Source organism: Priestia taiwanensis (assembly GCF_014638355.1).
Taxonomy (GTDB): Bacteria; Bacillota; Bacilli; order Bacillales; family Bacillaceae_G; genus Priestia_D; species Priestia_D taiwanensis.
The window spans coordinates 411,811-438,684 of the sequence record NZ_BMFK01000001.1 but is presented as its reverse complement, the minus strand read 5'-3'; the positions used below and the strand labels follow the sequence as shown (position 1 = coordinate 438,684).

At 35.1% G+C, this 26,874-nt stretch carries 23 protein-coding genes and 1 pseudogene; 9 read left to right on the top strand and 15 right to left on the bottom strand.

Annotated elements, in window-relative coordinates; genetic code table 11:
- Positions 1-88: 88 nt before the first annotated feature.
- Positions 89-874 (bottom strand): nucleotidyltransferase domain-containing protein, encoded by a 786-nt coding sequence (locus IEV41_RS02245; RefSeq protein ID WP_188386822.1) that lies wholly within the window; start codon positions 872-874, stop codon positions 89-91.
- A gap of 149 nt (positions 875-1,023) precedes the next feature.
- Positions 1,024-1,530: an LURP-one-related/scramblase family protein gene (locus IEV41_RS02240; RefSeq protein WP_188386821.1), complete on the bottom strand. Its 507-nt coding sequence runs from the start codon at positions 1,528-1,530 to the stop codon at positions 1,024-1,026.
- Positions 1,531-1,943: 413 nt separating this feature from the next.
- Here IEV41_RS02240 and IEV41_RS02235 point away from each other — a divergent pair, with 413 nt between their 5' ends.
- Genes IEV41_RS02235 through IEV41_RS02220 form a run of 4 tightly spaced genes read left to right on the top strand, consistent with a single transcriptional unit; the run spans position 1,944 to position 4,285 of the window.
- Complete coding sequence (locus tag IEV41_RS02235) at positions 1,944-2,273, top strand: PadR family transcriptional regulator (protein ID WP_188386820.1); 330 nt, start codon at positions 1,944-1,946, stop codon at positions 2,271-2,273.
- Positions 2,266-2,580 (top strand): DUF1048 domain-containing protein, encoded by a 315-nt coding sequence (locus IEV41_RS02230; protein ID WP_188386819.1) that lies wholly within the window; start codon positions 2,266-2,268, stop codon positions 2,578-2,580. Before IEV41_RS02235 ends, IEV41_RS02230 begins: the two co-directional genes overlap by 8 nt.
- A gap of 14 nt (positions 2,581-2,594) precedes the next feature.
- Positions 2,595-3,515, top strand: a complete 921-nt coding sequence (locus tag IEV41_RS02225) for an ABC transporter ATP-binding protein (protein ID WP_188386818.1) — start codon at positions 2,595-2,597, stop codon at positions 3,513-3,515.
- A 2-nt stretch (positions 3,516-3,517) separates the two neighbouring features.
- A complete protein-coding gene (locus IEV41_RS02220; protein WP_188386817.1) occupies positions 3,518-4,285 on the top strand; it encodes an ABC transporter permease in 768 nt (255 codons plus the stop codon).
- 96 nt (positions 4,286-4,381) lie between these two features.
- Here the strand turns inward: IEV41_RS02220 and IEV41_RS02215 are convergent, their stop codons facing one another.
- Both IEV41_RS02215 and IEV41_RS02210 read right to left on the bottom strand, forming a co-directional pair.
- On the bottom strand, positions 4,382-5,473 hold the full coding sequence (locus IEV41_RS02215; protein WP_188386816.1) for a helix-turn-helix transcriptional regulator: 1,092 nt from the start codon (positions 5,471-5,473) through the stop codon (positions 4,382-4,384).
- Positions 5,474-5,585: 112 nt separating this feature from the next.
- A complete protein-coding gene (locus IEV41_RS02210; RefSeq protein ID WP_188386815.1) occupies positions 5,586-6,293 on the bottom strand; it encodes an SDR family oxidoreductase in 708 nt (235 codons plus the stop codon).
- Between the two features lie 109 nt (positions 6,294-6,402).
- Between IEV41_RS02210 and IEV41_RS02205 the strand changes: the two genes are divergently transcribed.
- Entirely contained in the window at positions 6,403-6,966 is a 564-nt protein-coding gene (locus IEV41_RS02205; protein ID WP_188386814.1) for a nucleotidyltransferase family protein, read from the top strand.
- 27 nt (positions 6,967-6,993) lie between these two features.
- Here IEV41_RS02205 and IEV41_RS02200 read toward each other — a convergent pair whose 3' ends face one another.
- From IEV41_RS02200 to rbsR, 7 genes are all read right to left on the bottom strand, one after another.
- On the bottom strand, positions 6,994-7,416 hold the full coding sequence (locus IEV41_RS02200; protein WP_188386813.1) for a VOC family protein: 423 nt from the start codon (positions 7,414-7,416) through the stop codon (positions 6,994-6,996).
- Positions 7,417-7,621: 205 nt separating this feature from the next.
- On the bottom strand, positions 7,622-10,792 hold the full coding sequence (locus tag IEV41_RS02195) for an ATP-binding cassette domain-containing protein (RefSeq protein WP_188386812.1): 3,171 nt from the start codon (positions 10,790-10,792) through the stop codon (positions 7,622-7,624).
- Between the two features lie 322 nt (positions 10,793-11,114).
- Entirely contained in the window at positions 11,115-12,461 is a 1,347-nt protein-coding gene (locus IEV41_RS02190) for a PTS transporter subunit EIIC (protein ID WP_188386811.1), read from the bottom strand.
- Positions 12,462-12,488: 27 nt separating this feature from the next.
- Positions 12,489-12,884, bottom strand: coding sequence for a D-ribose pyranase (gene rbsD, locus IEV41_RS02185; protein WP_188386810.1), 396 nt, complete (start codon positions 12,882-12,884; stop codon positions 12,489-12,491).
- A gap of 17 nt (positions 12,885-12,901) precedes the next feature.
- A complete protein-coding gene (gene rbsK, locus IEV41_RS02180; RefSeq protein ID WP_188386809.1) occupies positions 12,902-13,828 on the bottom strand; it encodes a ribokinase in 927 nt (308 codons plus the stop codon).
- A 369-nt stretch (positions 13,829-14,197) separates the two neighbouring features.
- Positions 14,198-14,659, bottom strand: coding sequence for a DUF4306 domain-containing protein (locus IEV41_RS02175; protein WP_188386808.1), 462 nt, complete (start codon positions 14,657-14,659; stop codon positions 14,198-14,200).
- Between the two features lie 75 nt (positions 14,660-14,734).
- Positions 14,735-15,736 (bottom strand): ribose utilization transcriptional repressor RbsR, encoded by a 1,002-nt coding sequence (gene rbsR / locus IEV41_RS02170; RefSeq protein ID WP_188386807.1) that lies wholly within the window; start codon positions 15,734-15,736, stop codon positions 14,735-14,737.
- Between the two features lie 170 nt (positions 15,737-15,906).
- Here rbsR and IEV41_RS02165 point away from each other — a divergent pair.
- Both IEV41_RS02165 and IEV41_RS20310 read left to right on the top strand, forming a co-directional pair.
- Positions 15,907-16,035, top strand: a pseudogene (locus IEV41_RS02165) (FMN-dependent NADH-azoreductase); the annotation flags it as partial.
- Between the two features lie 651 nt (positions 16,036-16,686).
- The gene (locus IEV41_RS20310) at positions 16,687-17,028 is read left to right on the top strand and encodes an IS3 family transposase (RefSeq protein WP_188388648.1); all 342 of its coding nucleotides are present in this window, start codon (positions 16,687-16,689) and stop codon (positions 17,026-17,028) included.
- Between the two features lie 69 nt (positions 17,029-17,097).
- Here IEV41_RS20310 and IEV41_RS02150 read toward each other — a convergent pair whose 3' ends face one another.
- Genes IEV41_RS02150 through IEV41_RS02140 form a run of 3 tightly spaced genes read right to left on the bottom strand, consistent with a single transcriptional unit; the run spans position 17,098 to position 22,316 of the window.
- Positions 17,098-18,993, bottom strand: coding sequence for a hypothetical protein (locus IEV41_RS02150; protein WP_188386806.1), 1,896 nt, complete (start codon positions 18,991-18,993; stop codon positions 17,098-17,100).
- The gene (locus tag IEV41_RS02145; RefSeq protein ID WP_188386805.1) at positions 18,977-21,034 is read right to left on the bottom strand and encodes an McrB family protein; all 2,058 of its coding nucleotides are present in this window, start codon (positions 21,032-21,034) and stop codon (positions 18,977-18,979) included. Before IEV41_RS02145 ends, IEV41_RS02150 begins: the two co-directional genes overlap by 17 nt.
- Positions 21,018-22,316: a hypothetical protein gene (locus IEV41_RS02140; protein ID WP_188386804.1), complete on the bottom strand. Its 1,299-nt coding sequence runs from the start codon at positions 22,314-22,316 to the stop codon at positions 21,018-21,020. Before IEV41_RS02140 ends, IEV41_RS02145 begins: the two co-directional genes overlap by 17 nt.
- 662 nt (positions 22,317-22,978) lie before the next feature.
- Between IEV41_RS02140 and IEV41_RS20305 the strand changes: the two genes are divergently transcribed.
- Positions 22,979-23,281, top strand: coding sequence for an IS3 family transposase (locus tag IEV41_RS20305; protein WP_188386803.1), 303 nt, complete (start codon positions 22,979-22,981; stop codon positions 23,279-23,281).
- A 275-nt stretch (positions 23,282-23,556) separates the two neighbouring features.
- Here the strand turns inward: IEV41_RS20305 and IEV41_RS02130 are convergent, their stop codons facing one another.
- Positions 23,557-25,719: a DNA topoisomerase III gene (locus tag IEV41_RS02130; protein ID WP_188386802.1), complete on the bottom strand. Its 2,163-nt coding sequence runs from the start codon at positions 25,717-25,719 to the stop codon at positions 23,557-23,559.
- 152 nt (positions 25,720-25,871) lie between these two features.
- Here IEV41_RS02130 and IEV41_RS02125 point away from each other — a divergent pair, with 152 nt between their 5' ends.
- Complete coding sequence (locus IEV41_RS02125) at positions 25,872-26,840, top strand: F510_1955 family glycosylhydrolase (RefSeq protein ID WP_188386801.1); 969 nt, start codon at positions 25,872-25,874, stop codon at positions 26,838-26,840.
- Positions 26,841-26,874 lie beyond the last annotated feature (34 nt).

The window sequence follows — 26,874 nt, the reverse complement described above, 5'->3', positions numbered from 1 at the left end:
TAAAAAAGTATGTATCGACTTTTACATCAATACATACTTCACTGACTTCTATCCTATTTCCACCGTAATTATGTACACAACAACCGAATTATCCCCAAACTTCCTGTAATGTACCTCTAAACAATTCATCTAACATTTTTGTTGGGTCCTTCACTTCTACTTTAAGTGATTTAGCATATTCTTCGAGTCGTGCCATTTCATGTTCAACAAACTCATTAATTACATTGACGCGGGGCTCTAAATCTAATTCATCGCCTATCATCTTTCGTTTTAAAAGATTGTCAATTTCTGTTTTTAATGTACCTTCTGGAACAATGTCTTCCAATAATTCATGGAAGCTAATTGGCGGTGTTGTGTTGTATTTCTCTATCCATTTACAAGCTAATAATGGACGCAGAACATAAAAGTATTTCTTGATTTTCACTTCTGCACCTTGTAAGTACTCACGATAATTCTTTTTCGCCATGTTTAAATAATGGTACAACATCGAACTTGGATAAAATACATCTGATTCCAACGCGCGCATGTTATCAACAAAGGCATATTTTTGATAATAGACAATATCACTTCTTAACCATTCTAATAATGGTGGATTGTTTTTCCTAAACAAGCGCAATGCTTTCGTAATTTCCCAACCACTTATATCCAATAAATCATTAATCGGTTCTTCAATGACATCTCGCTTCGTTCCAATCCCTTGTTGATCAATCGAAAGATACCACTCTGGTCGATGAACATAAATAAAGCGAACATCGTAATCACTATCTTTTGAAGGAAATCCCCATGCCCTACTTCCAGACTCAACAGCATACAAAATCTTCACATGATATCTTTCTTCTATTTTTACTAATTTCTGTTGAATCGTTTTATGCATTTCCCTATCCCCTTATGAATTACTTCCTTATTTATTCATTTCAACTTAATGCTTTAAGAAAGAAATTGTCAAGGAAAGCAATTCATCTTCCATTATAAAAAGCAGGGCATCCATTCCGAATCCCTGCTCTTTTTGGTGTGATTGTACAATTATATCGTAGGTGTTGACGTTACAGAAGCAGCAGCTTGTTCGTCAGCCTTCACACAATCAATCGCAACAACTAACGCAAGCATGATAACGTCCATTTTCTCATCGAATATTTGAACGTTGTAACTATCCCCCCAAGTGAACCATTTTTTGCTTACTTCCCCGATAACTTCACCGTGCTGTAACACTTGAAAGTCCATATCCCACCAGCTACCACGCACCTCTATACCTTCCGCATCAATCGTATAACGAGCTTTAAAGAAGGAAAACTCCTTCTTAATTGATAGCACCTCTTGGCCATTCACTTCAACAAGAAACTTCGGTAAAAAAGTGAATACCTTTTTCGTAATAAGCGCGACTTCATCTCCCATTGTATTCATAATGGAGAACGTCTTTGGGAATTTCATAAAACTCCCCTCTACGTAATAAACATCTTCCTCATGTTGATTCTTCACCGTGAATTTTTCACTTAGACTAAATACCTTTTGCTTTATATACAGTTCCTTCACCCTATCCCTCCTTCATTATTAAAGTATCAATTTCATCATAGCTAGTTATATTTACCATATACTTTCAACCTCTTATATCGACATACCTTCTTAATGAACAAATTATGTAAACCTTACTCTTTTATAATAACGAATAACCTAGATATATCCTTAAAAGATTATAACGCAGCACGGTAATGCCGTTTTAATTTCCACATAAAATTAAGTTAGATACAAGCAGTACATCCATCTAAAAATTAGGCTATATGAATGATTACCAATTAATCATTTAATCACTAATAGCCCATACCCATATAAAACATTTTAAAGTATTTATAACCTAAAAATAATTTGAAAAAAGTTTGACATCTCCAACTACTCTGTAATACTATATAGTGGTACTAAGTGATGCTAAGTAGTGACGAGGAGGATATATGAAAGATTTAACTGAAATGCTTAAAGGAGTACTTGAAGGAATGGTTCTTCAAAAAATACAAACTGGTGAAACGTATGGTTACGAAATAACCAAGTATCTAAATGAGTTAGGTTTCGAAGATATTGTAGAAGGTACTGTCTATACCATTCTTGTTCGAATTGAAAAAAAGGGCCTCGTGGAGATTGAGAAAAAAAAATCTGAACTCGGGCCTGCAAGGAAATTCTATACACTAAACACTAAAGGAAAACAAGAATTACGTGATTTTTGGGAAAGATGGTCATTCTTAAAAGAAAAAATGAATGAGATAAAGGAGCAAAAAGATGTTTAAAAAAATGATTCAAGAAAAACGAGAATATCGCGCATACAAAAAAAGAGTGAATGAATTACCTGAAGAACACAAAAAGGCGATGAAAGCAATTGAAAATTATATGTGGAACTTTGCTAAAGGGTCCGGTATGTTAGCCGTTTTAAAAAATATTTTAGAGATGCTTGAGAACAGTGTCAGTGATGGATTGAGCATCCGAGAAGTAGTAGGAAATGACCTAGCAGAATTTGCCGATTCCTTCCTAGCTGAGTTTCCAGAAGAAACATGGATTGACAAACAAAGAAATACATTAAGGGATTCTATTGAATAAAGGAGGAGCGCGGCATGAATTCTTCTGTTATAGAAATCAAACATGTAAAAAAGAACTTTAAAGGGAATGAAGTTTTAAAAGATGTTAATATCAATGTGAAGCAAGGTTCCATTTATGCCTTATTAGGGGCAAATGGTGCTGGGAAAAGTACCTTATTAAAAATAATTACCGGCTTACTTAACAGTGACGGAGGAACAGTAACAATTAATACAATCAATGTAGCTAACAATCCTACTGCAGCCCAAGAACTTTTTAGTTTTAGTTCACAACATGCCACTGTTGACGGTGTACTCACTGGATACGAAAACCTAAAATTGATTGCAAAATTGAGACATGAGCGCAACCCAAGAATTGTTGCCGAGAATCTATTAGATAAATTTGAACTGACTGAAGCAAAAAATAAAGCTGTTTCAACATATTCAGGAGGAATGCGGCGGCGCCTTGACTTAGCCATGAGTTTAGTTGGGAATCCAGAAATCATTTTTTTAGATGAACCTACTACAGGACTAGATCCAAAAAGCAGGCAAGATCTTTGGGATTCAATTAAAGAAATGAAGTCACAGGGGAAAACAATTTTCTTAACCACCCAATACTTAGAGGAAGCAGATTATTTAGCTGATCAGATTGGCTTTTTACGTGATGGAAAAATTGTTGCTACTGGAACCCCGGATGAAATGAAGCGCATTGCAGGAGATGATAAGCTCTTACTTATATTTAATCGGAATCTAGATGCCGAGTTGGCTTTAAAACTTTTAGAATCATATTCACCTGTAAAAAAAGATCTTTGTGAGGTTTCCATTGATTTAACAGAAGATATCTCGACGACTTTAAACGTGTTGAATGCTTTAACAACCAAACAAATTGAACTCAAGACGTTCAAAATGATTACGCCAACCCTTGATGATGTATTTATGACACTGACGAAAGGAAGATAATCATGAAAATCAAACAACATGTTAGTGATACTCTCACCCTTGCCAATAGAATTATTAAACATAATACGCGAAGTATTGACACTCTTATCACCGTTATTGCTATGCCAATTATGATGCTGTTAGGGATAGTTTATATATTTGGAGGAGCTATCAAAATCCAAGGATTGTCCCAAGAGGAATATATTAATTATATCCTTCCAGGAATCTTATTAATGACAATCGCAACCAGTTCAGCCTATACATCGTTACGGATTAATATAGATAAATCATCAGGAATGTTTGACAGATTTAAGTCAATGCCTATCTCAAAATCATCTGTACTAGGTGGTCAGGTGTTCGCATCAGTTGTCTTCATGTTAGTTTCAACTATTTGTGTATTGTTAGTAGGAATTCTAGCTGGCTTTAGAAGTAATGCAACATTCTTCGAGTGGCTTCTTGTAGGGATAATGATTATTCTTTTTTCTTTTACAATAACATGGCTTTCCGTACCTTTTGGATTGGCTGCTGGAAGTATGGAAGGAGCAGGTTCCTTTTCCTACATCTTATTAATGATGCTTTTTGTCAGTTCTGCATTCGTTCCTGTAGATGGAATGCCAAAGATAGTTCGACTCTTCGCAGAAAATCAACCTATGACACCAATTATTCAAACCATCAGAAATCTATTTAATTCACAACCTACCGGAAATGATTTGTGGCTTTCAATTGGTTGGATGGTGTTAATCATGATAATTTCATATATATTTGGAATAAAGGTGTATAGGAAAGTATAAAAAGCTGAAATATCCATTATTTAGTACATAATGGATGTTTCAGCTTTTTGACAAATGTTTAAAACCTCATTAGTTCATTGCATCATACATATAGCTTTATAATACTTTTCTTTTTTCTTCCGTCTCTATTGCTTCAATCATCCATTCATACTGCAAATCTCCAAGTCCGTACTGTGGGAATAACGTAAGCAATTCTCTCACAAGATTCTCCTTATGAAGGTTCTTTTTGATATAACGGATAATCTCACTTTTTTCTTCTTGATAACTAAGATATAAGTTCATTGCTTGGTATGTAACAGGAAGCAATGCTCCATTATATGCTTTTTGCTGACAAATAATAGTATTATAAATATCGTTATATCCCTCTATCTTCATTTCCACTGCATCTGGTAACATACTATCTGTTTGCTCTCGTACCATACAAAAGAATACATCGCCTTCAAACTGAATTTGCTCCAAATACGCAAGAATGGTAATAAGGTTCATTTGGCAGAACATATCGTCACCGAACCATAGTACGATAATGCCAAACTGTTCCTCAAACAACGGCTTCAATGGCTCCATCACAATCTTTTTATACTCAGCCTCTGTCGATTTAAGGGAATCGGTTCTTGCTTGGATAAATTCAGGTGAGAAGATTACTTCGCTTACTTCTCCCCAACACATGGCCTCATTAAATGGAAGATACGTAGCTGTTTCGCTCATTAAGTGATGTTGTTGAAAAGACTCCAACATACACAAACCATTTAAAATATGTAATGTTTTTAGCGGATACTCCTTTTCAAGGTGACGGTGTATATTCGTAATTGTTTCGTTTTTCACTCCTACTTCCTCCTCCATTGGTTTATATTTCTCATATACAGCAAAAGGAAGCGGTTTGTCACGAAACCGTTTCGGAGACATACCAATCGTACGGGAAAATGCTCTTGAAAATGACTCTTGTGATGAATAACCATATTTCATTGCAATATCTATTATTCTGTTATTCGTCCCTTCCAATTCCTTCGTTGCACAAAGAATACGACGCCTCTGCACATAACTCTTCATCGTTTCACCAAAATAACGGTGGAACATAACAGAACAGTAATAAGGTGAGAAGTGAAGTTCTTTTGCCACCTTGCTTAATGACAAATCCTCTGTTATATGTGCCTCTACATAATCTAACATTCTCTTCATATTTGTATCCATTAGCCAATCAGCCTCCTCTACAAGAAAGTAACATATTTCCTACCTTTTCATTTGATCGTAATTGTGGAGTTCACCTTCTCTAGTTTGGACGGCTAATTATTTATCCCCAGCCTTATCTAACCTCCGGACACGTCAACGACTTCCCATTATATTCAGACGTTAGGCTCAACATATACGGCACCGCAACTTTTGACCATGATTCAGGATTTGGTGCCTCGCCTACATACTCAGGTGCAGATGACTGAAGCATTGCCGTATTAATTCCACCACCTGGATCGAGTGCGACAACTGTTATTTCTTTCGGTAACTCTAATGCTAACGATTGTGTCAATCCTTCTACCGCAAACTTCGAAGCGCAATACGGAGCCAACATTGCCTCCCCATTACGTCCCCAATCCGAGCTAATGTTAATAATTGTCCCTCGGTTCACTTTAATCATTGCTGGCACAAATGAACGAATCACATGTACAACTCCGTTCACGTTAATATTCATGACAGTTTCCCATTCTTTCGCTGTAACTTCCCATATTGGTGCATTTTTATTAATAATAGAAGCATTGTTAATAATTAAATCCGGAGCACCGTATCTTTGTAAAATTGTTTCACTCCAAGTATGTACAGACTGGTCATTCGATACGTCCACGACTTGGAAATCATGTTTATTAGAAAGTTCTCTTTTTATTTGTTCAATCTTCTCCACAGAACGACCACACCCAGCAACAATCCAACCTAATTCTGAGAATCTATCAACCATCGCACGACCTAATCCTTGCGTCACTCCAGTAATCACAACTAACTTTTGATTTTCTACATTCGACACATTATCACGTCCTTTCTTTACACTTTATTCTATGTAAATGTTCTGTAATCCTCTTTCTAGTATGTTAAACTAAAGAATATACGTTCCATTTAATTAAGGGGGATACAAAATGAGCATAAAAAATGAACAAGATATACTTCACTTAATTCAGGAAGACAAATGGATGATGGATGTTCTAACGACAGCGCAATCACTTCATTTACCCGACTGGTGGGTATGTGCTGGTTTTGTCCGTTCAAAGATTTGGGACACACTGCACGGTTTTACTGACAGAACATCTACGCCTGATGTAGATGTTATTTACTTTGATCCTACTAATATAGAAGAATCGATAGAAAAGCAATACGAAGAACAGTTACATACGCTACTTCCAGGTATTCCATGGTCTGTGAAGAATGAAGCTCGTATGCATCTTGTGAATGGACTACCTCCTTATACATCTTCTGTCGATGCGATTTCTCAATTTCCTGAGACAGCAACAGCACTAGGAGTAACGCTAGATGACAGTAATACGTTACATTTAAGCGCACCACACGGTATAAAAGACACCTTACATTTCATCATTAGACCCACTCCTACGTTCCTAGCTGACCCAGCACTACTCGCTCATTATGAAAAACGACTTATCCAAAAAAATTGGCAAGCAAAATGGCCTAAAGTACGACCACTATAAAAAAATAGAGCTTGGAATGTCCAAGCTCTATTTCTTCTCTTCTGGATAATCACAGTATTCAATAATTGTTCCTTCTGTATCAGCAGGATTTAAATAAATTAATCGTCTACCGTGTTTGTTCGTGCGTAACGTGTGCTCTAACGTACGAATACCTTGTTCTTTCAACTCTTCTAATGCTACATCTAAATCGTCAACACGATACGCAACGTGGTGCACACCTTTTCCTTTTTGCTTTAAAAATCTAGCAATTGGCGATGTCGTATTATTCGTCGGTGCCAGTAACTCAATGCGGTCACCATTTACCTCCATAATGGCAACTTCACTTTCCACGCCGGGTGCCTCACTTACATAATGTTCAATTAATGTCGCACCTAACACTTTTTCATAAAAGGCAATACTACTCTTTATATCGCGAACGGCAATGCCAAGATGATCAATTATCTTTTCCATTTCTACTCTCCTCATGATGTCGTGTCTTTACGATATCATCTCATTGTGGAAAGTTTCAAGCTTATATAGACAAAAAACTTCTAATTATCATTTTTCATTACTAGCTTTTAAGCTACATGAAGAAATACTAATTACTTTTCTTACATAAATATAAAAAAATCGAGTATAAAACGTAAAAGTTTCATACTCGATTTCCATTATGTTGTTATTTATTTTGCTCCAAGTATTGATACACTGCCATCATCTCTTGTTTATTCAGCTCACGAATACGATTAAAGATTGGTATATTTGCAACAGCTTCAAGGTTCATGCCTTCATTGACAACATCACTTACTTTTCCTATTAGCCATGTTTGCACGTCTACACCTTCAACAATTTCTTTGCGCCCTTCATCATTAATACCACTTGCATGACAACTCACGCACGGTACCGATAATTTATACACGCCATCATGCAATCCGTCTTCTGAAATGACTTTTTTCCCTTGGCAGAATGGACATTTGTTACTTGCTTTCACTTTATTAATTAGAGTGACAATTTTCTTGTAGCCAAATGCTTCATACACATATGTTAGCTTTTTGTATTTACCATTCGTGAAATACTTATCGATAATCGCTTCTCTCGTCTCCTCAATAGTTGCAAAGTCACAAATTGTTACTTGGTTTTTGCTACTCATTACTTCAATATTGTCTTTCATAATTCCCCAGAATGGTAACGCGTTTTGTAGAACTATTTCATAACCGACGAAGCTCGCCAGTTCTAATTCAAGCATTTTCAGCGCTACTTGTGTTTCTCTCGGAAGTAGAGATACCTCTTCTGTAAGTATCATATCCCCACCAACAATTGCTTTTAGCCTTTCCAATTGTGGCAAGTTCCCTACTGTTTGGATAACTTGATCAATCGGTTGTTGAATAATCTCACGAATATCCGTATCACCAAATTTCAGTTTTTTATGATGATTTAGTATAGATCCCTCACAGGTTGGACAAGTAACCTTCTTTTTTGATTCTTTCATTTGCTCTTTAATAATCGATTTCGAAATGAACATATAACGGCTAACGATAAGGTTAAAGCCTTCCCACGTTCTCGACGCCTTACCTGCTTTATCATAAAATGACTTTTCCCAATAGCCATATAAAAACGTATGCTTTTCTTCTTCTGTCATTTCACTGTAGCTTTTACTCATATCATGACCAAGTTCATTCTTAATCTCATCAAATAGGAATTGTAACTTTGGATATTGATAATATTTCAATACTTCCATTACGTCTGGATGTAATAAACCATCCCAGAATGGTACGTTTTTATCTTGTATAACTACGTCAAAATCAAACGTCTCAATTTCACGACGTCCAGAACAACTCGGACAATGATTTTCTTGCGTATAGAAGTCGAAACTTCTCGTATCTTTATTTGTCGGATGAGCAGCTACAATATGATTAATTAATCCACCAATCTCATATAAGAAACTATATTGGCTATACAAATGTCTCTCTAAATCAATAGCAACAACAGGTGCGATTGTATTAGATTCGTATTCCCCATAAATTAGGCGTGCCATGGATGATAAACTTTTTAAAATACCACCCTTATAGACATTTTCTGCTTGCTTAAAGTAGCCAATATGATTTTCTTGTAAGTAGTTAACTCCCTTCTTCACTTCTAATGTTGAAGAAATATGAGACGGTGTAACGCTTGTTGTATCATTATGCTGGCTAAAGTACTCCTCATGACTAACTACATCAAGATGACGAATAGGTTCTACTTGTCTTTTACCAAAGTCAACGATGAAGTCAGAGCTTTCTAACATATACGCATTATGCTCGATCATCATGATAGAAACTGACTCATCTTGCAGAATAACCCTCACACTATCAATAAATTGGTTTAATATATTTTGCGATAATCCTTTCGATGGTTCGTCAAAAATAAATAGCGTATGCGCTTTTTTCGTATTTGAAAACAGCTCAGAAACTAAATGCACACATTGGAATTCACCAGTTGATAACGACTGTGTCTTTCTTTCCAACGTCAAATAGCCAAGTCCTAGTTTAATAAGTAAACTTAAACGTTTATGAGTAATATCTCCATTTGGGATTTCCTCGATAATATCTTCAATGGAACGTCCAAAGATATCCTCAATTTCATCACTGTATTTATTGATTTTCTTTTTGATATCAAGGAACGTCGCAACTGTTGATCTGCTCGTAATCGATTGATTTCGGTCTTGCCCTACCATAACCAACTTATCTTTTGGATATCGCTTCACGAAATCCTTGGAGATACACTCATTTACAAGAGTCGATTTACCGCAGCCAGATTCACCAGTAAACGTTACAAGCCTATTTTTCGGAATGTGAATCTCATCCATTTGAATATTACGGCAGTGAAGATCATGGAATTGATGGTACGCTGTTGGTGTTTCTTTCTTTAGCTCTCCAAATACTGGTTTTGGACGAGGTGATTCTTCTACAATTTTACCACCATACTTACCACTACCTGGGCCAAAGAATAATTGCTCATCAGCTGTATTTAACACCGTATCAGAATGGTCAATCAACCAAATTTGATTCTTATAACCCAATTGTTTAATCTGTTCCAAGATTTGTAGTAATGTATTATGATCAAGACCAACAGAGATTTCATCAATAATAATAACCGTATTTTCACTCGTTGCCATGAACTCCGCTAAATAAAGCCTTGTTAATTCTCCTCCTGACAATGTACCCATGATCCGATTTAATGTTAAGTAACCAATATTCATATTGATAATGTTTTGCAGGATATGACGTTTTCCTTCGCTAATATGTAATTCATCTGCAAGGGAATAAATCATTTCAATGCTTAAATTGTTAATATCGGAAATACTATGAGGTTTCCCTACTAAGTCAATCTTCTTTTGCTCAACTTCTGGATTGTATCGCTTGCCCTCACACTTTTTACATTCAATATTTTTTGTCGTTCCACGCCCCTTACACGCTGTACACCACCCTAATGCATTATTAAAGGAGAATACTTCTGGTGAAACATGAAATTCATCCGCAAGTCTCTCACGAATCTCCGTGAAAACACCTGTATGCGTACCAATCGTTGAACGCGGATTAGAAGAAATCGATGATTTTCCTAAGAAAAGGACTAACGGCATTTCTTCCATCTTAATAGCACTGAAATTCGTTTCCATAATCTGAGGGAATAAATACTGATATTCCGCTTTTGGTAATAACGAAACGAGACGCTTCTTCGACTCTTCACCAATCGTTTGGCAAAAAGTCGTTTTTCCAGATCCAGATAATCCTGCAATCCCAAGCGACTTATCTTCTGGTAAGACTGCATCTAAACGATTAATATTGTTGGCAATTAATTGATTGATTTTCATTCGCTATCCTCTCCATTCTATCTATGTAGTATTGTCATGTTCATACCATTTCAACATATTTCTATCTCTGTTACTGACAAGAAAGAGCACAATTCTAGCTACGAATTGTGCTCTACTATTGATTTGTACGAAGCAGTTACAATTATTTGTATTGTAATCTTAAGAAATCCTATTTGCGAAAAGGTATCCCTTCAAACAAATGTTTCTCCTTATATTATAGAACATTTGTTTCTTTTTATCAAATATTCATCCTATTAATGAACAAAACCAAAATAAAAAGCAACGGAAATGTTTCTCCATTGCTTTTTCATTATTCATTCTATTATTTCTTCTCATCACCTATCAAACTATCATCAAATCCTAGACTGTATGTCGCAATTGCTGCTACAACAAAACTAACTGCTAGACCGATTAAGTAGTACGTAAATGTACTTGCGATAAATGCTGGAATTGTTGTTAAGCTACCAAATACAAAGGCAATAGCTTGTACTTTGAATGCCCCCATGATTGCTCCACCACATGCCGAACCAATAATCGCACCGATGAACGGACGTTTTAATGGAATTGCAAGACCGTATACGATTGGCTCTGTGACACCTGCTAGTAACACTGATACAATCGATGATCCAGCTAATGATTTTGTCTTTTTATTTTTCGTGCGTAAGAATACACCTAGTGCCGCCCCAGCCATACCAAAGTTCGCGGCAGCCGTTAATGGTACGATACGGTCGAATCCAACAGTTGAAATGTTGTTAATCATCATCGGATTCACTGCCCACTGAATACCAAAGACTACTAAGACACTCCAAATACCTGCAACGATTGCACCACTAATCATGCCATTTGCATTCATCATCCAATCAATCGCCATTGCTAACCATTCACCAATGTATACACCTAATGGTCCGAATGTCATTAACGTAAATGGCACAACAATTAATAAAGATAGTAACGGTACGAATACGAGTTGGAGATTTGCTTTAATGCCTTTCTTCAACACTCGTTCTACATATGAATAGAACCAAATTGCTAGAATAGCAGGAATAACCGTCGATGAATACGTCATAAGCACAACAGGTATGCCAAGGAAGTCTGTAACAGTACTGCTCTCATTGCCTAGCAATTTGAAGATATGTGGATCAATCAATGACGCCCCAATTACTGCGGCCATAAATGGATTGACACCGAATGTTTTCGCAGACGAGAATGCTAGAAAAATTGGCAAGAAGTAGAATACCGCATTCGCTCCTGCTGAAAGAATGTTATACGTTCCACTTGCACTATCTAACCAATTCATGTTCGAGAATAATACTAATAATCCTTTTAAAATACCAGCTCCAGCAAACAACGGGATGATTGGCGTAAAGATTTCTGCAATCGTCCGGAAAGCACGTTCCACAATTGTTGCTTTTTTCTTCTTTTGTTCTAGTAAGCTACTCATTTCTTCATGTAATGCTTGTACATGTACAGGCGCGATAAGTTCCACTTGATTATTAATGCTAACGCAATAATCAATACCATCTATTTGAGCTAGCTCTTCCCTTGCTTCTTGAGAGATTGGCTTTGTTACCGTTATTCTTATACGCGTAGCACAGTATGTAAACGATGCAACATTTTCTTTGCCACCTAATAGATGAATTGCTTCTTGTGCAGACTGCCTTGGGTTCATAACATTCGCTCCTTCTTCTATGATGACTTAAAATACAACACCAGAACATAAAATAATGTTCGCATATGGCGTCATTTCGCCTGTTCGGATAAATGCTTTACAATTCTTTAAATCTTCCTTCATCTCTTCATGATCAACGAATGAAATTGGCGTATCTCCCATAACTTCTTTAATTGCTTCAAGAACAGCCGGATTTTTCTCTTTTATCTCATGCGCCAAAATAACGCGCTCTACACATAATTCTGTTAACACATTTTCTAATACTGCCATAAATCTTGGAATATCTTTTGTGAGAGCTAAATCGATTTTCGGTGTTTCATTTGGCACAGGCATCCCTGCATCACCGATACTTAATTTATCGTTATGAGCCATATTTGCGATTACTGCTGATACGTGTGAATTGATAACTGCTGATTTTTTCATCTTTGTCAACTCTCCCTTTACATCACTGCATCGATTTGTTGTTTGTGTGGAATAGATGGTTGTGCTCCTTCGCCTTGTACCGTAATAGATGATGCTTTATTTGCGAATAAAATGGCTTCTTCCATGTTTGTAATCTTGCCTTCCACAACGTTTAATTGAGAGGCTAATGCACCAATAAATGTATCGCCCGCCGCTGTTGTATCCACTGCTTTTACTTTAAACGCAGAAACAAATCCAAACTCACTGTCCGCACTATAGTAGAAGGCACCCTTGCTTCCAAGTGTGATGATGACATAACGAACACCCATTTCGACGAAACGTTTCGCTGCTTCAAGCATTGACGCCTCCGAATCAACAATAACCCCTGTTAAACTTGCTGCTTCTGTTTCATTTGGAATAATGATATCTGTGTGTGCCAACAACGGTGAATCTAGCTTCGCAATTGCTGGCGCTGGGTTTAAGATAGTACATACATGGTGTTCCTTCGCATATTTAAATGCTTCTTCAATTGCGTGTACCGGCACTTCGAATTGTGATACGACGAAGTCAGATTCACGAATAACCGCTTGTGCATCCGCTACATCCTTGTCTTCAATGGTCATATTTGCACCAGAGTGCACCATAATGGAATTTTCGCCGTTACGATTCACCATAATAAACGCACGACCTGTCGCATATTGCTCATCTACTTTCACATGTGAGATATCGATGTTATCTTCTTTTAATAATGAACAAAGCGTTGAGCCGTCTTCATCTTTTCCTACTTTGCCGATGAAATTGGTCTTTCCACCAGCTCGACTAGCGGCAACGGCTTGGTTCGCACCTTTTCCACCACCGATATGAAGTACGTCTTGCACACTAATCGTTTCCCCTTTTAGCGGCATTTCTTCTACTTTCATCACAATATCCATGTTAATGCTTCCTAAAACAGTAATCTTCTTCATCTTCGTTTCTCCTCTCGTAAACTTTTAGTAAAACGTTTTACTAAAAGGATAAAAAAATAACCGAACACTTATAAAACGCTTTCAGCTCATTAATGATGTATAAATCCAAACAAGTAAAACCTTTTACCTGTTTACACCCATAGTATAATATAACTCTTTTATCTTTACAATATTTTTATGTTACTTTTTATTTTATCCTACAAATAATGACTAACATTTCCATAATCGTATAACCTTAACCACCTTTCTCCTCCAAATTCAATCTATCTACTTATTAGTTTTAGTACACAACACTCACGAGTTCCCATACCATCTTAGTAACAAAAAACTGCCTCCAATCGTTAAACAATTGGAAGCAGTTCAAGTAAATTATTTATCCTTTTTTAAAACAACATACAGTACTCCTACTGCAACGAAACATAAAAGAGATACTAGTGAAAATAGTTTAAATGCATGTGTTGATGAAAGTAAAAATACAATACCAATCAATAATAAACAAATCATTAATACTACTAATACAGTGAATGAAATTTTTACTGAAACAAAATTGAATTTGATATTGATTAAACTAAGTAAGCTAATAATATACACTACACTCATTAAAGCAATACATAAATAAATCGGATTCATTTTAAGAGAATAATACAAATAATCTATGTAAAAAATCTCTTTTCCTGTACTAATATGGACATTAAAAAATTGGGTAAAAGGTGTTGAATACTTCCATTCTATTGAATTCTCAATAATTACACTACCTTCATACCAAGACATAAGCATAACAGCTACAAGCAAAATTATTCCTGAAAATAATTGAATTGAATATTTAATCATAATTACATAACCCCCCAAACGTTATAACAAAAAACAATTCCTAAAAGACCCCCACTGCTTTTAGGAATTTCTTATTCACAATACTTTTGTACTGCTTCTCACAACTAAACGTGTCTTCACTAAATGATTCTTCGCTGCTTCTTCCGGATTCATGATGCGATGTATTAGTGTCTCCGCAGCTAATTTCCCAATTTCATAAATCGGCTGATGAATCGTTGTTAGCGGTGGACTCATATAACTCGCTAACTCAATATCATCATATCCGATAAGTGACAACTGTTCTGGAATGCATACACCTACTTCACTAGCCGCTCGGTACACACCAATCGCAAGTTGATCACTCGTCGCAAAGATGGCGCTCACATCTGCTTGTAACAACTTCTTCGCAGCCTCGTATCCTCCACTCATGGATAATGTTTCTCGCATAATCCATTCTTCCTTCATTAACAGCCCGTAATCTTCCATACATTTCTTATAACCTACGAAACGATTATGAACGTTCACATCAGAAGAACTGGATGTAATAACACCAATATTACGATGACCAAGGGTAATCAAATGTTCCGTTGCCACATAGCCACCTTCCGTATCATCAACAATAATATTGTCACTTTCATGTTCTTCTCGTTTACGATCCAGTAAAATATATGGCTTATCGTTCTTCTTCAATAAGTCAAAAATCATCTCATCCGAAATCGTGGAACTAGCGATAATGAACCCATCAACGGAACGATGAACAAGCTGATTCAAATACAGATTTTCTCGTTCTTCATTATCTGTCGAATTACAAAGCAAGACCATAAAGCCATTTTCGTACAAATAATCTTCTATCCCTTTAATCATATCGCTATAAAACGTATTTGTAATATCAGGGATAATAACCCCAATTGTTTGTGTTTGTTTCGTCACCATATTTTGTGCGAAATAATTCGCTTTGTAGTTTAACTCTTCAGCTGCGCTCCATACTTTCTCCCTTGTTTTCTCACTAAAGCGTTGCCCTTTTCCGTTCAAAATTTGCGAGACAGTCGTAATCGATACACCTGTCTTCTTCGCTACATCTTTAATTGTAATACTCATTTGTTATCACTTTCCTCATGAATCGAATATGTATACATCTATTTTATCATTCCTATCCTTTCTTCACTATCTTTAATCCGCTGATTAATCCCATTCTACTTCGATTGTATCATGAGGATTAAAAAAGAGCTGTATACAAAATGAAATTCGAAGATACAGTAATATAAAAATACGACGAATCATATCCAAATGATACAGTGGTAGTACTTGATTTATACAAGCAAGAGTTACCGTATATGGGTGTAGATATGATTAACGGTACATTTAAAGCTGTTAAAGGGTTTGATTTAACAACAGAGTAAGCAAAATCAGTAACTGTTGCTGATAGATATTTAGAAGCGTGGCTGCTTGAACATTGAGCAAGCATTTAAAATAGTAATAAAAAAGAACGCCTAGAGCTTTCCATTAATCAAGAAAATCTAACTTAGACCATACATATATAAGTTTTCCGAAACATAGAAAAGAAAATTCATAGTAAATATATTATTCGCAATTTTAAATGTGTGCAAAGTAAGCTTTCATAAAATAGTTTCAGATATAGAGTCACTTATTCAAAAAACGAAACTTGTCCATAACTTGATATTATCCCCTTTAGGTAGACAGTGTAAAAAGGCCATGTATTTTACATGGATGATACACTACTACTTGGAAGGGATTTTTTATGGCGAAAAAGGGATCGAATTTCAACTCATATTCAGCGGAATTAAAATTAGAAGTTGTACAAAGTTATTTAAACAATGAGGGCGGCTATTAAGCTTTCGCCCAAAAGTATAATATTAAAAGCCCAACACAGGTAAAAAATCGGGTAAAAAAATATCAAAAAAACCGTGAAGTACTAGATAATCGTGGAAAACATGGTGGTGCAAAAGGAATTCCCATCCATTAAAAGGACGTCGTATTCACTTTAAAAGTGTGGAAGAAGAACGAGATTACTACAAAGCGCAGGTTGAATACATAAAAAAGCGTTACCCAAATCTGTAAACGGAGGTGTACAGACCCTTCTCCATTCGAATCAGAGATTCCAGTACACATCTCATGCCTATAACAAACGACTTTCTAAGCTAAGCATCATAGGCAGCCACTCTCGCAAAGGAAACTGTCATGATAATGCCTGTATTGAATCGTTTTTCTCCCATTTTAAGTCGGAGATGTTATATCTATCTCATTTTAAAACAGAAGAAGAATTGATACAAGCAGTTGAAGAATATATCTATTTCTACAACTACAAAAGATTCCAAAAACGATTCAACCACCAGGCTCCGATAAAATATCGAATCTCGATGGCTGCATAGTCTTTTTATAACTGTCTACTTGACAGGGGTAAGTCCAAACTTAAGATAGGTTTCGATTTTTTAAATATTTTATTTATTCATCAAGCTGCTTTCTTCTTCTTCAATATTCGATGCACCTATCCATGAATAAATTTCTTCTAATACTTCTTTCTCTCCTCTAGTCTCTATTTCTCCATTATCAAGTACATTTGGAAAAAGATTTATATAGGTAAGTGGAAATACCTCTTTTTTCACCTGACCTTTACTCTCACTCCCATATAAACAAATCACTTTCTCAACTACCGGCCTTGTAGGACGATTTTCTCCTAAGTAGAAGAACATAGTATAATTTGTTAGCTGATGAGAAGTAGAAGTTGCATAATTATCACTATGCATATTAGAAAATTTACGGAACCTTGCATCAAAAATTATACAACTTTCAAATAATAAAGTGCCATCTTCTTGCTTTTTATATAAATCTAGCTTTATATCTGGCCTCTTTTTTTCCTGTGGTGTAAAGAAAAGTTCCCCTTCCCTCTCAGCAGAAAATTTATCACTGTGATACTTATCATACCAACAGTGGATAATAACCTTAGAATTTTCTAACGAGAAAAAAGAACCTGCGGGAATCGTATTTTGATGGTAAGACTCAATCAAATTTGTTTCTAAATTGTTAGTAAGTTTAAAACCTCCTTTTCTCAATCCATCGAGTACTATAAATAGACAATAATATTCATAAATCTGCCAAAATGGCTTGTAGATTTTAATATATCGCTCTTTATCTCCTTGATTTTTTTGAATAAGTTTTGACTTTTCATAAATAAAGTTAAGTTGATAATAACGGTTATCAGTTAACAACGGTTTTATATTACCTCGATCAACCCCAGAAAAAAACGAGTTGTTTAACAAATGTACAATCCGACTATGAATGGCCCTTAAATGCTCTAGCCACTTTGCTTGTTGTAGATATCTTTCGTTATATTTTTTCAGCTCTTTTTCAAAAATAATTTTTTTTGCCTTTAAATCTACCTTTTCTGTTCTTGCAACTTCTGTTTTAGAATTAATGTATTCACTTCTATATTCTAGTTTTTTGAATTCTACCTTTAAAAGTGCTATTTTTTTCTTTACAGAATCATAATCTTTTGATATCACATCTATGACCAGATGAATATCTCCATTCCATTTAGATAAGATAGTTTTCATCCATTGATTTATTTTATGATTGAAATCTTCTTTTTTTACATGGTTATAAAAGAAGATTTTATTGTTTCCACCCGAATTTCTTGATAATCCTCTATTAGTATACTCCCAATGTATGGACTTTCTATTAACCTTTTCTTGTTTTCGACTTTCTTCGTAATCTCCTCTCAAATGTGAGATTGGATCTTTTTCTAATGATAATAAAAAGTAATTGATAGATTCTCTATGAGCCATCATATACCTTGCGTAATCATAATACCAACTGCTTAATACTTCATCTTGATATTTAGTTAAGCTTTTATTACTATAAATTAAATCATAAACTATTCCTTCAACTTTCTCTTCTAAATATCTATGAATTGTATGAACTTGTTCATCGTTTAAGTACAAAGGTTTCACAAAGAAACTAGTAGTATAAAAATTCCCTTTATAGTAAACTTTCAATAGATATGTCCCCATTCGCCAGGGGAACGTTTCATTACTTTTATTTTTGTATATCCAATTAGTAATAGACCCTTCCGTTAAACGGTATACAATAGATTTTTGTGTATCCTCATCATTGTACAAAGAAGTCTGAATTTCAATTGTAGAGTTCTCATCCATATTTTCGTTGTTTTCTACAAAAAATTGAATTCCAGTTTGCAAGCCCTCCTTAAGCTCAATAACTTGTTCTGTATTTATGTGTCCACTGCTAGGATACACCTTCAAAATTTTTTTCTCTTGAGTATATCCATGAGTTACAATTATATTAAACGGCAATTCCTTAGTATTACAAAGTGTACCCATTTCGAATCAACTCTTTCGATTTTTGTTCAAGATACCTTAATGATTTTTCAAAATTCTTTTCTTCATATTTCGTCAAAATCATACTAATAGTACCTTCTTTGATTTTACCTTCTCCATCAATTTTAAAAATTAAATTTTCAATTTGATCACGATAACCTCTGATTTTAGGAAGGATACGCTGTTTAATTTGATAATCAAATGCCACATCCCTAGACAACAGTTCATTACCATCCTCATCTTTAGGAATATTCCCTAGATATTTAGCAACTGATTTTGCAATTCTAAAAGATACCCCTGTTTGGGAATCATAACTGCTAATTTGCTCATGAATCTCATCTAAGATTTTTAATTCATCGTCCTCTAAGCTGGATAAACTATCTGAATTCGAAATCCAGTATTGAAAATTTTCAGCCTTAATAACAGTTGACATATCTACAATTGTCTTTTCTTCCTCAGTTTGTTCGAGTTGTTGCTCCTCATAAATTTTAGCTTCCAAAAAACCTTTTTTCTCCAATATAAGAAAATTAGATCTGTCCAGGATTCGATTGGTAGGCATTTTTACGGACTCATCTATATTCATTGTTCCAACAAATAAAACATTGTTACCAATTTCAATCCCTTCTCTATAATCAGGCTGATGACAAATGGAATTTCCACTAAAAAGATTTAATGTCCTATTATCTCTTGGTCCCTCTAAAACAGATATAAAATCACTAAAATAATGTTCAATTTGCCCTAAGTTCATTTCATCGAATACCACCATGAACATCTTGTCTTTTTTCTTGCTAGCTTTAATCAAAAAGCTTGTTAAGCCGGTATCACTTTCCATATAAATACCAGTCTGTTGATTTAAAAAACCAAGAATATCCGATGGTTCGGTAAATGAAGGACTAACGGGTAGAAATAAAAGGTTATCTCCCTCACTTAATCCAAGGGCCTCTGCATATAATCTTGCTAATTCTGATTTACCAGTTCCGCTCATTCCACCTAATATAGTTAAATTGCCAGTCTTTAAAGAGATGTGTAAGTTTTTCAAATCATTTTGATCATAAATTAATTCTTTTTGCTCTGCTAAAGCTGAAAGCCTATCTAAAAATTCGTACTCTTCAACCACATTATCTTTATCACTATTTTCTATTAGATTGTTCTCTTCGCCTAGATAATTCTTTGATTCCTTTTTCTCTTTAGGTTCCTCTTTTAAACTGTTCGTTTCACTTTCTACTTCTTTATAAGAATCCACAATTAATTTCCCCGATTCTTCAAACAAGTCAATTAAACTACCTCGAGTAACTGTAGAAATAAAACATAAATCTTTATAAGGTATTCTCGCCATTGAAAAATACCAATCTTTTGGTAATGGGATTTTTTTAATCTCTTCTGGCTTTTGACAAATATACGTTGTTGTTCTTGTTTTATACTTTTCGAAACTATCTGAATCCGGAATTTGATATATAAAACTATCACAAACAATAAATTCTGGAGTATCAAAGCTATGATTATGTTGTTCTAATTCTATTGGTTTTTGGTCTAATAGAAGTTTTTCAAAGCGCTTATGGGAAATGCCTTTTTTAATATGAGGAACGGGAACATAATGAGTTGACGTTTCTCCTTCTTCTTCTACCAAAATAACATCAAAATTATAATGATATCTCTTTTTAGCATAATCATAGTTTAATTTAGGCTTAAATAAAATTAACTTATCTTTAAAATGCTCACGTATGAATCTTACTTTATCATCTGCATATTGATAGTTTTCTCTATCTAAGTACAATTTGTTACGATTATCAAACGTAATATATACTTCATCAGGAGATTTATTAACAAGATTTTTTAATAAAAGAGGCTCATCAGAGCAAACTTTAATATAAAAAACTACATTATCTCCAGCACCAACATGGGTATAACTAACTGCTTTTCCTGCTTCAACTCCAAGACCAGGTAAAGCAGAATCATCTTCAGCAAGTTTTCCTAACAAAAAACACTCCTCTATATAACGTTTTTCTGTATCTTTAATTTCAAGTAGCTCATACCTCATCTGCATATACTAATATCTCCTTTCGGTTCAGGTATTCAACAATCTCTTTAATATAATAATAAATTTCGTAATGTCCTATTTCTTCGAATACTAACTGGTTATCGTTCAATGTTTGTTTAAAATTGAACCAATCTCTTCCTGTTCTAAAAGAAACCCTTGTTACAAAAATAATCTGCTCCTTGAACTTATGATTCTGATTATTAAGCAATTGTTTCTTAAAATTCAAAGGCGAAATTGTAACCGCTTCAAAAGGTGTATGAATAAATTCTTCATAATCTTTTGTAATAATAATGAATTGATTCTCCGTAACTAGACGTAAAAAAAACATCTGTAAAGGTTCATTTTGGCGAATTATCTCCTCTAATTGATTATGTTTTTGTTGTAGCTCTTTACCTATATTGACGGCAACCGAAAGTTTCTCTTCAATACACGTATTATACTTCTCTTTTTCTTCGTACTGACTATTTAACGTCTCTATTTGTCTATTCAAAGAAATATTCTTCCTCTCATAGTCTAGCTTCTCTCCTTGCATCTTAACTATTTTGTGTTTACATCTTTCCAAATAATATTCTTGAATTTTCTTTATACAAAACTCTAAAAGGAATTTATATTTATCTTCTTTATAATTATTACCGTGTAGTAAAAATACTGTTATCACCACATATTGATTAGGTTTATCTATTTCTGTTAGCAGTTTAAAAGTCTGTTCCTCTGTTTTAACTTTCCCATGAATTTTCTTGTACAGATTATTCTGTTGACTACTCAAATTATCTCTTTCAAATTTCTTTAAGAGAGTATAACATTCGCTTTCAAGATTGACTTCTTCAACAAGGAAGTTAATTTTCTCTATGACAGGCCTAGATAATTCTTCTGATAAACCATTAAATATATACATTTTATTACGGAAATTCTCAATCATTTTTTCTTTATTATTTTGATATTCATGAGGATAATCAAAAATTGCAACTGCGATAGTTTCATAATTTAATATATTTGAATCCACTTCTACTCGGACTATAAATTCTTCAAATCTAAGTTTATCTAAATAAGGACATTTTTCTCTAACCTCTTTCACAATTTTTTTTAACATTTCTTCAAAAACTAGAGCATTGTTCTTTTTTCTCTTTATCCCGTTATTTAAGGCCTCTCTCATTGCAGCTTTTAACAAATTAACTGGTGCATTATTTAAACTTCGTTGAAATCCCTGTACCCGTACTTTAAAGTCATTACATAAAATGGCAAGATCTTTCCTAGTTAAAACTTGGATAAACCATTCTTGATCTAACACACATGTTTCACCTCTTTAATTATTCTAATTATATTTTACCTTTTTTTTCATAAAAAACACTACTATATCACTTTGAACTACTTATATTTTTAATAGATTTGTATTCATAAAGGAGCATATACTTCGTGGAATAGACGTTGAAACAGGTTTGTCACTTTATTTAGTACTAGCTCTTATTACTTTCATAGTGACTACTACTGATTGTTCAAGACTGTAGTATAGAAGCTCCTGATAATCAAAGAAGTCAGAAGAAATAGGATTTGATAGCTTTTAGTATACTCTTTGTCGCAACACTCCTAATAACGTTCTTTATGTTACAGACATTGGAAAAACAGAAGAAGGGAGTAACCTTGAAGATATGCTTGCTTATATAACTGTTGGATATTTTCACTATTCTATAATGATTAGAATAAAAACGGTTAGAAACAACGAGGGAGGTTATGTAGCTGTCGCTAAAAAATAAAATATTAAAAGTCCAACACAAGTGAAAAAATTTGAGGAGAGCGGTGAGTAGTAGACAATTTGGGAAAAAGAAGTAGTTCACCAGTCCATAAGGTCTATACCCTATCACTGAAATATTTAAAGAGAGCTATTCAATTACATGGTTAACCGAAATAGCTGGTGTAAACCATACCAGCTTCTATAAATGGACACATACTAGATTGGCTAGAAACGTAAAATTTAATAAGGAAATACCACTAAAGGCAATAATAAAATCTATTCATCTTAAGCATAAACAATATGGTTATCCACGTATAAAAATTGCTTTGAGGGAGAAAGGTCTCTTGTTCAACCACAAAAAGGTGTATCGCTTAATGAGAGAATTAAGCAATCAATTATTCGAAAGAGGCGATGCTTCTTTCAAGGTAAGTACTCAAATGTTTTCCAAAACGTTCCAAACCACAATTTCAGTAATTGAAAACATAACGAGGCTCTCGTTACAAATATTACCTACTTACCGTTAAACGATGGTTTCAGTTTCCGTTCTGTTGTATAAGATCTATATAACAATGAAATTGTTTCTTAGAAAATTTCTAAGCGTAATGACAATCTGCTTGTATTAGATACACTTGAGGATTTAACGAAAAAAGAGATGTGTACAAAATCATTCTCCATTTGGATCAAGAATTCTAGTACACATCTCATACCTATAACAAACGACTTTCTAAGCTAAATATAATCGACAACCACTCTCGCAAAAGAAACTGCCTCCATAAGGCCTGTATTCTTTTCTTATTCTTCACTTCTCAAATATGAAGTTCATCTTCCCATCTTTCCACTCTAACTTCGCATCGAATGTGTTGTCGTTTTTCTTGAAACCTTTAATGATATCTGTCTGTTCGTCGTTTAATAGTTTCTTCATATTCTTTTGGCTAATCGTTTTACCTAGTATTTTCTTTGACATCGTAAAATCACACTTCGTCGTTTGATAGTTTGTACACCCGTAGAAAGTAGACTTATCAACGACATCACCGTCACACTTTTTACATTTGCCAACTTTTGAACCGATTATGGACTTCTTCTTTGCTCCTGGTTTTCCTTGGAACTGTGATAAGTCAAATTGACCGAAGTCCCACTTCTCACTCTGATCCTGTGCATCTTCAATGAGCTTTAATGTTAACTTTTTCGTTTGTTCCATGAAAACGCTCGGCGATGCTTTTCCGTCTCCGATTTCGTCTAGACGTTGCTCCCATTTCGCCGTCATTTCTGGTGAAGCCAAAATACTGTCACCAATCGCTTCAATTAATAGCTTTCCTTTATCTGTCGCCGATACTTGGTTTTTCGATACGGCAATATACTGACGGTCTTTTAACACACCGATAATACCAGCACGCGTTGCTTCTGTACCAAGTCCCTCTGTTTTGTTTAACACTTTCGTTAATTCTTCATTCTCTAAATGCTTACCAGCTGTTTTCATTAACGTAATGAGCTGACCTTCTGTGTATCGTTTCGGCGGCTGTGTTTTACCGTCCTTTACTGTAATATCTTGTACGATACCTTTTTCTCCTTCGTGTAAAGAAGGCAAGTCTTGTTCATCATCGTCCTTTTCTTTTTTCTTTCCGTATATAACGATGCGCCACCCTGCTTGAATTTGTTCTTTTCCTTTGGAAATAAACGCGGCTCGTCCATCAACTAACGTATGAACTGTCGTATAATCGAAAATTGCTTTTTCATAATGAGCCGCAAGTAAACGACGAACAACTAAATCATAAATTTTCTGCTCATCTCCTGATAACTTAGCTGGATCTACTACTTGTTCCGTCGGGATAATTGCATAGTGATCCGTTACTTTCTTCTCGTTCACATAACGCTTATTATCAAGGATAGATGATACCGGCAGCGGGAAGAACGCTTTGTATGATTCCGTATTACTTAACTTTTGTAAAATATCCGGGAACATCGCCGCTTCTTCTTTCGTCACGAAGCTCGAATCCGAACGTGGATATGAAATAATCCCCTTTATGTATAATTTCTGTGCCACTTCTAATGTCTTCTGCGGTGAGAACTTAAAACGTTTATTTGCCTCTGCCTGCAAAGAAGATAAATTATAAAGAAACGGTGGTAAAAACTCTTTGCGCTCCTTCTCTAGTTCATGTACCTCTGCCTCTTTCTCATGACAAAACTGCGCAATCTTATACGCCATTCCCTCTTCCTTCAAACGAAAATCATTGTCTTTATGCCACTTTCCTGTATACGTCTTACCGTCCATATTAAACGTCGCAATAACTTCCCAAAACGGCTCTGACTTAAAATTCTCGATTTCCTTTTCCCGCTTCACAATTAGCGCAAGCGTTGGTGTTTGTACACGTCCTGTCGAGAATACATCAGAAATGCCTTTTTTCTGTAATAACAGTGTATACGCACGAGATGCATTCATTCCAACGAGCCAATCCGCACATGAACGACTGTATGCTTCGTAATAAAGATTACGCGTTTCTTTCTCATCTAATAAATTTTTAAAACCGTTCATCACCGCATTTTGTGTTAACGACGAAATCCATAATCGCTTCATTGGCTTCGCGTTACGAGCAAGCATTAACGTTAGACGAATAATCGCTTCCCCTTCACGCTCGGCATCACCTGCGATAATGATTTCGCCCACTTCACTACGATGCACTAATTCTTTTACAACGTTAAATTGTTTCCACTTTGACTTTGTTACTCTATGGTTAAATTTCTCTGGAATAATTGGTAGTGTCGTCATGCTCCACTTCTTCCACTTTGGATCATATTCTTCGGGTGGTACAAGTTCACATAAATGACCGACCGCCCAACTTAAATACGCTCCTCTTGGAAACACATCATTAGGAGCGATTTCAATATATCCATTTTTCTTCTTATGTGAATAAGGTGCAGCTAACTTCGCCCCTTGATCTGGTTTCTCCGCGATTATTAATTTCATCTTCGTATCATTCCATTCTTATCTTTCATACGTACCATTTTACCACTTCAGAGCGTTAGATGAAATGTTTCACAACATAAAGGCCTGCATAATTTCTCCACAATTCATCCTTATACTTACCTTATCTATATGTTCAGAAGGGGAGAAAACAATTGAAAAAAACATTACTTGCACTGACGACTGTTATCGCACTTACAGCTTGTTCAAACGACAAGGAAGCATCACAACCACAAGAAAAGGCTACTTCCTCTAATGTCGAAGAAACGAATTCTGTGCCACAAGACTTCTACAAAGAAAGTTCTAAGGAAAAAATCCAGCATATTCACGGTATTGGATACGTTGGCAATCTAGAGGGGGTTTCAGTTGCCACTCACCACGGGTTAAAAATATATCAAAATGGAAACTGGTTGGCGTCCGACAAGGAACAACATGATTATATGGGATTCCAAGCGACAAAAAATGGCTTCTTCGCAAGTGGTCATCCTGAGACAGGTTCTAGCTTAAAGAACCCACTCGGTTTAGTAAAAAGCACAAATGGAGGCGCTAGTTTCGAGAAATTGGCTTTTTACGGAGAATCTGATTTCCACAACATGGCGGCAGGATATAACAGTGAAGCTGTTTACGTATATAACGAACGTCCGAACTCAAAACTACAACAAGGCTTTTATGTAAGTACAGATAGTGGACAAACATGGAAGCAAAGTAACCTAAGTGGGATTTCAGGTGAAATTCGTTCGTTTGCTATACATCCTGATAAATCTAGTGTAGTCGCTATGAGTACAAAAAAAGGTGTATTTTTCTCTACAGACTCGGGAAATACATTTGAATTATTTTCTAAACCGAAAGAAACAATCGCAATAACCGTTGGAAAGGAAGATATTTTCTACTCATACATAACAGAAAACAAACAACAAGCACTAGCTCGTCTGTCTATTTCTACGAATGAAGAAGTTAATATTCCTACTCCATCTGTAGATAGTAACGATCCAATCATGTACATCGCACAACACCCACAAAATCCAACTGAAATGACATTCGCTACCGCAAAAGCCAATGTATACTTTACAACTAATGGTGGAGAAAAATGGGAACAAATTGTGAAGGATGGAAATATACAGTAAAAAAAGAACCATGTGATACTAGCATCACATGGTT

Bases quoted from the DNA above. Each gene is read 5' to 3' on its own strand.
- IEV41_RS02245 (WP_188386822.1), bottom strand. From the start codon at position 874: ATGCATAAAACGATTCAACAGAAATTAGTAAAAATAGAAGAAAGATAT.
- IEV41_RS02235 (WP_188386820.1), top strand. From the start codon at position 1,944: ATGAAAGATTTAACTGAAATGCTTAAAGGAGTACTTGAAGGAATGGTT.
- IEV41_RS02230 (WP_188386819.1), top strand. From the start codon at position 2,266: ATGTTTAAAAAAATGATTCAAGAAAAACGAGAATATCGCGCATACAAA.
- IEV41_RS02225 (WP_188386818.1), top strand. From the start codon at position 2,595: ATGAATTCTTCTGTTATAGAAATCAAACATGTAAAAAAGAACTTTAAA.
- IEV41_RS02220 (WP_188386817.1), top strand. From the start codon at position 3,518: ATGAAAATCAAACAACATGTTAGTGATACTCTCACCCTTGCCAATAGA.
- IEV41_RS02215 (WP_188386816.1), bottom strand. From the start codon at position 5,473: ATGGATACAAATATGAAGAGAATGTTAGATTATGTAGAGGCACATATA.
- IEV41_RS02205 (WP_188386814.1), top strand. From the start codon at position 6,403: ATGAGCATAAAAAATGAACAAGATATACTTCACTTAATTCAGGAAGAC.
- IEV41_RS02200 (WP_188386813.1), bottom strand. From the start codon at position 7,416: ATGGAAAAGATAATTGATCATCTTGGCATTGCCGTTCGCGATATAAAG.
- IEV41_RS02195 (WP_188386812.1), bottom strand. From the start codon at position 10,792: ATGAAAATCAATCAATTAATTGCCAACAATATTAATCGTTTAGATGCA.
- IEV41_RS02190 (WP_188386811.1), bottom strand. From the start codon at position 12,461: ATGAACCCAAGGCAGTCTGCACAAGAAGCAATTCATCTATTAGGTGGC.
- rbsD (WP_188386810.1), bottom strand. From the start codon at position 12,884: ATGAAAAAATCAGCAGTTATCAATTCACACGTATCAGCAGTAATCGCA.
- rbsK (WP_188386809.1), bottom strand. From the start codon at position 13,828: ATGAAGAAGATTACTGTTTTAGGAAGCATTAACATGGATATTGTGATG.
- IEV41_RS02175 (WP_188386808.1), bottom strand. From the start codon at position 14,659: ATGATTAAATATTCAATTCAATTATTTTCAGGAATAATTTTGCTTGTA.
- rbsR (WP_188386807.1), bottom strand. From the start codon at position 15,736: ATGAGTATTACAATTAAAGATGTAGCGAAGAAGACAGGTGTATCGATT.
- IEV41_RS02150 (WP_188386806.1), bottom strand. From the start codon at position 18,993: ATGGGTACACTTTGTAATACTAAGGAATTGCCGTTTAATATAATTGTA.
- IEV41_RS02145 (WP_188386805.1), bottom strand. From the start codon at position 21,034: ATGCAGATGAGGTATGAGCTACTTGAAATTAAAGATACAGAAAAACGT.
- IEV41_RS02130 (WP_188386802.1), bottom strand. From the start codon at position 25,719: ATGAAATTAATAATCGCGGAGAAACCAGATCAAGGGGCGAAGTTAGCT.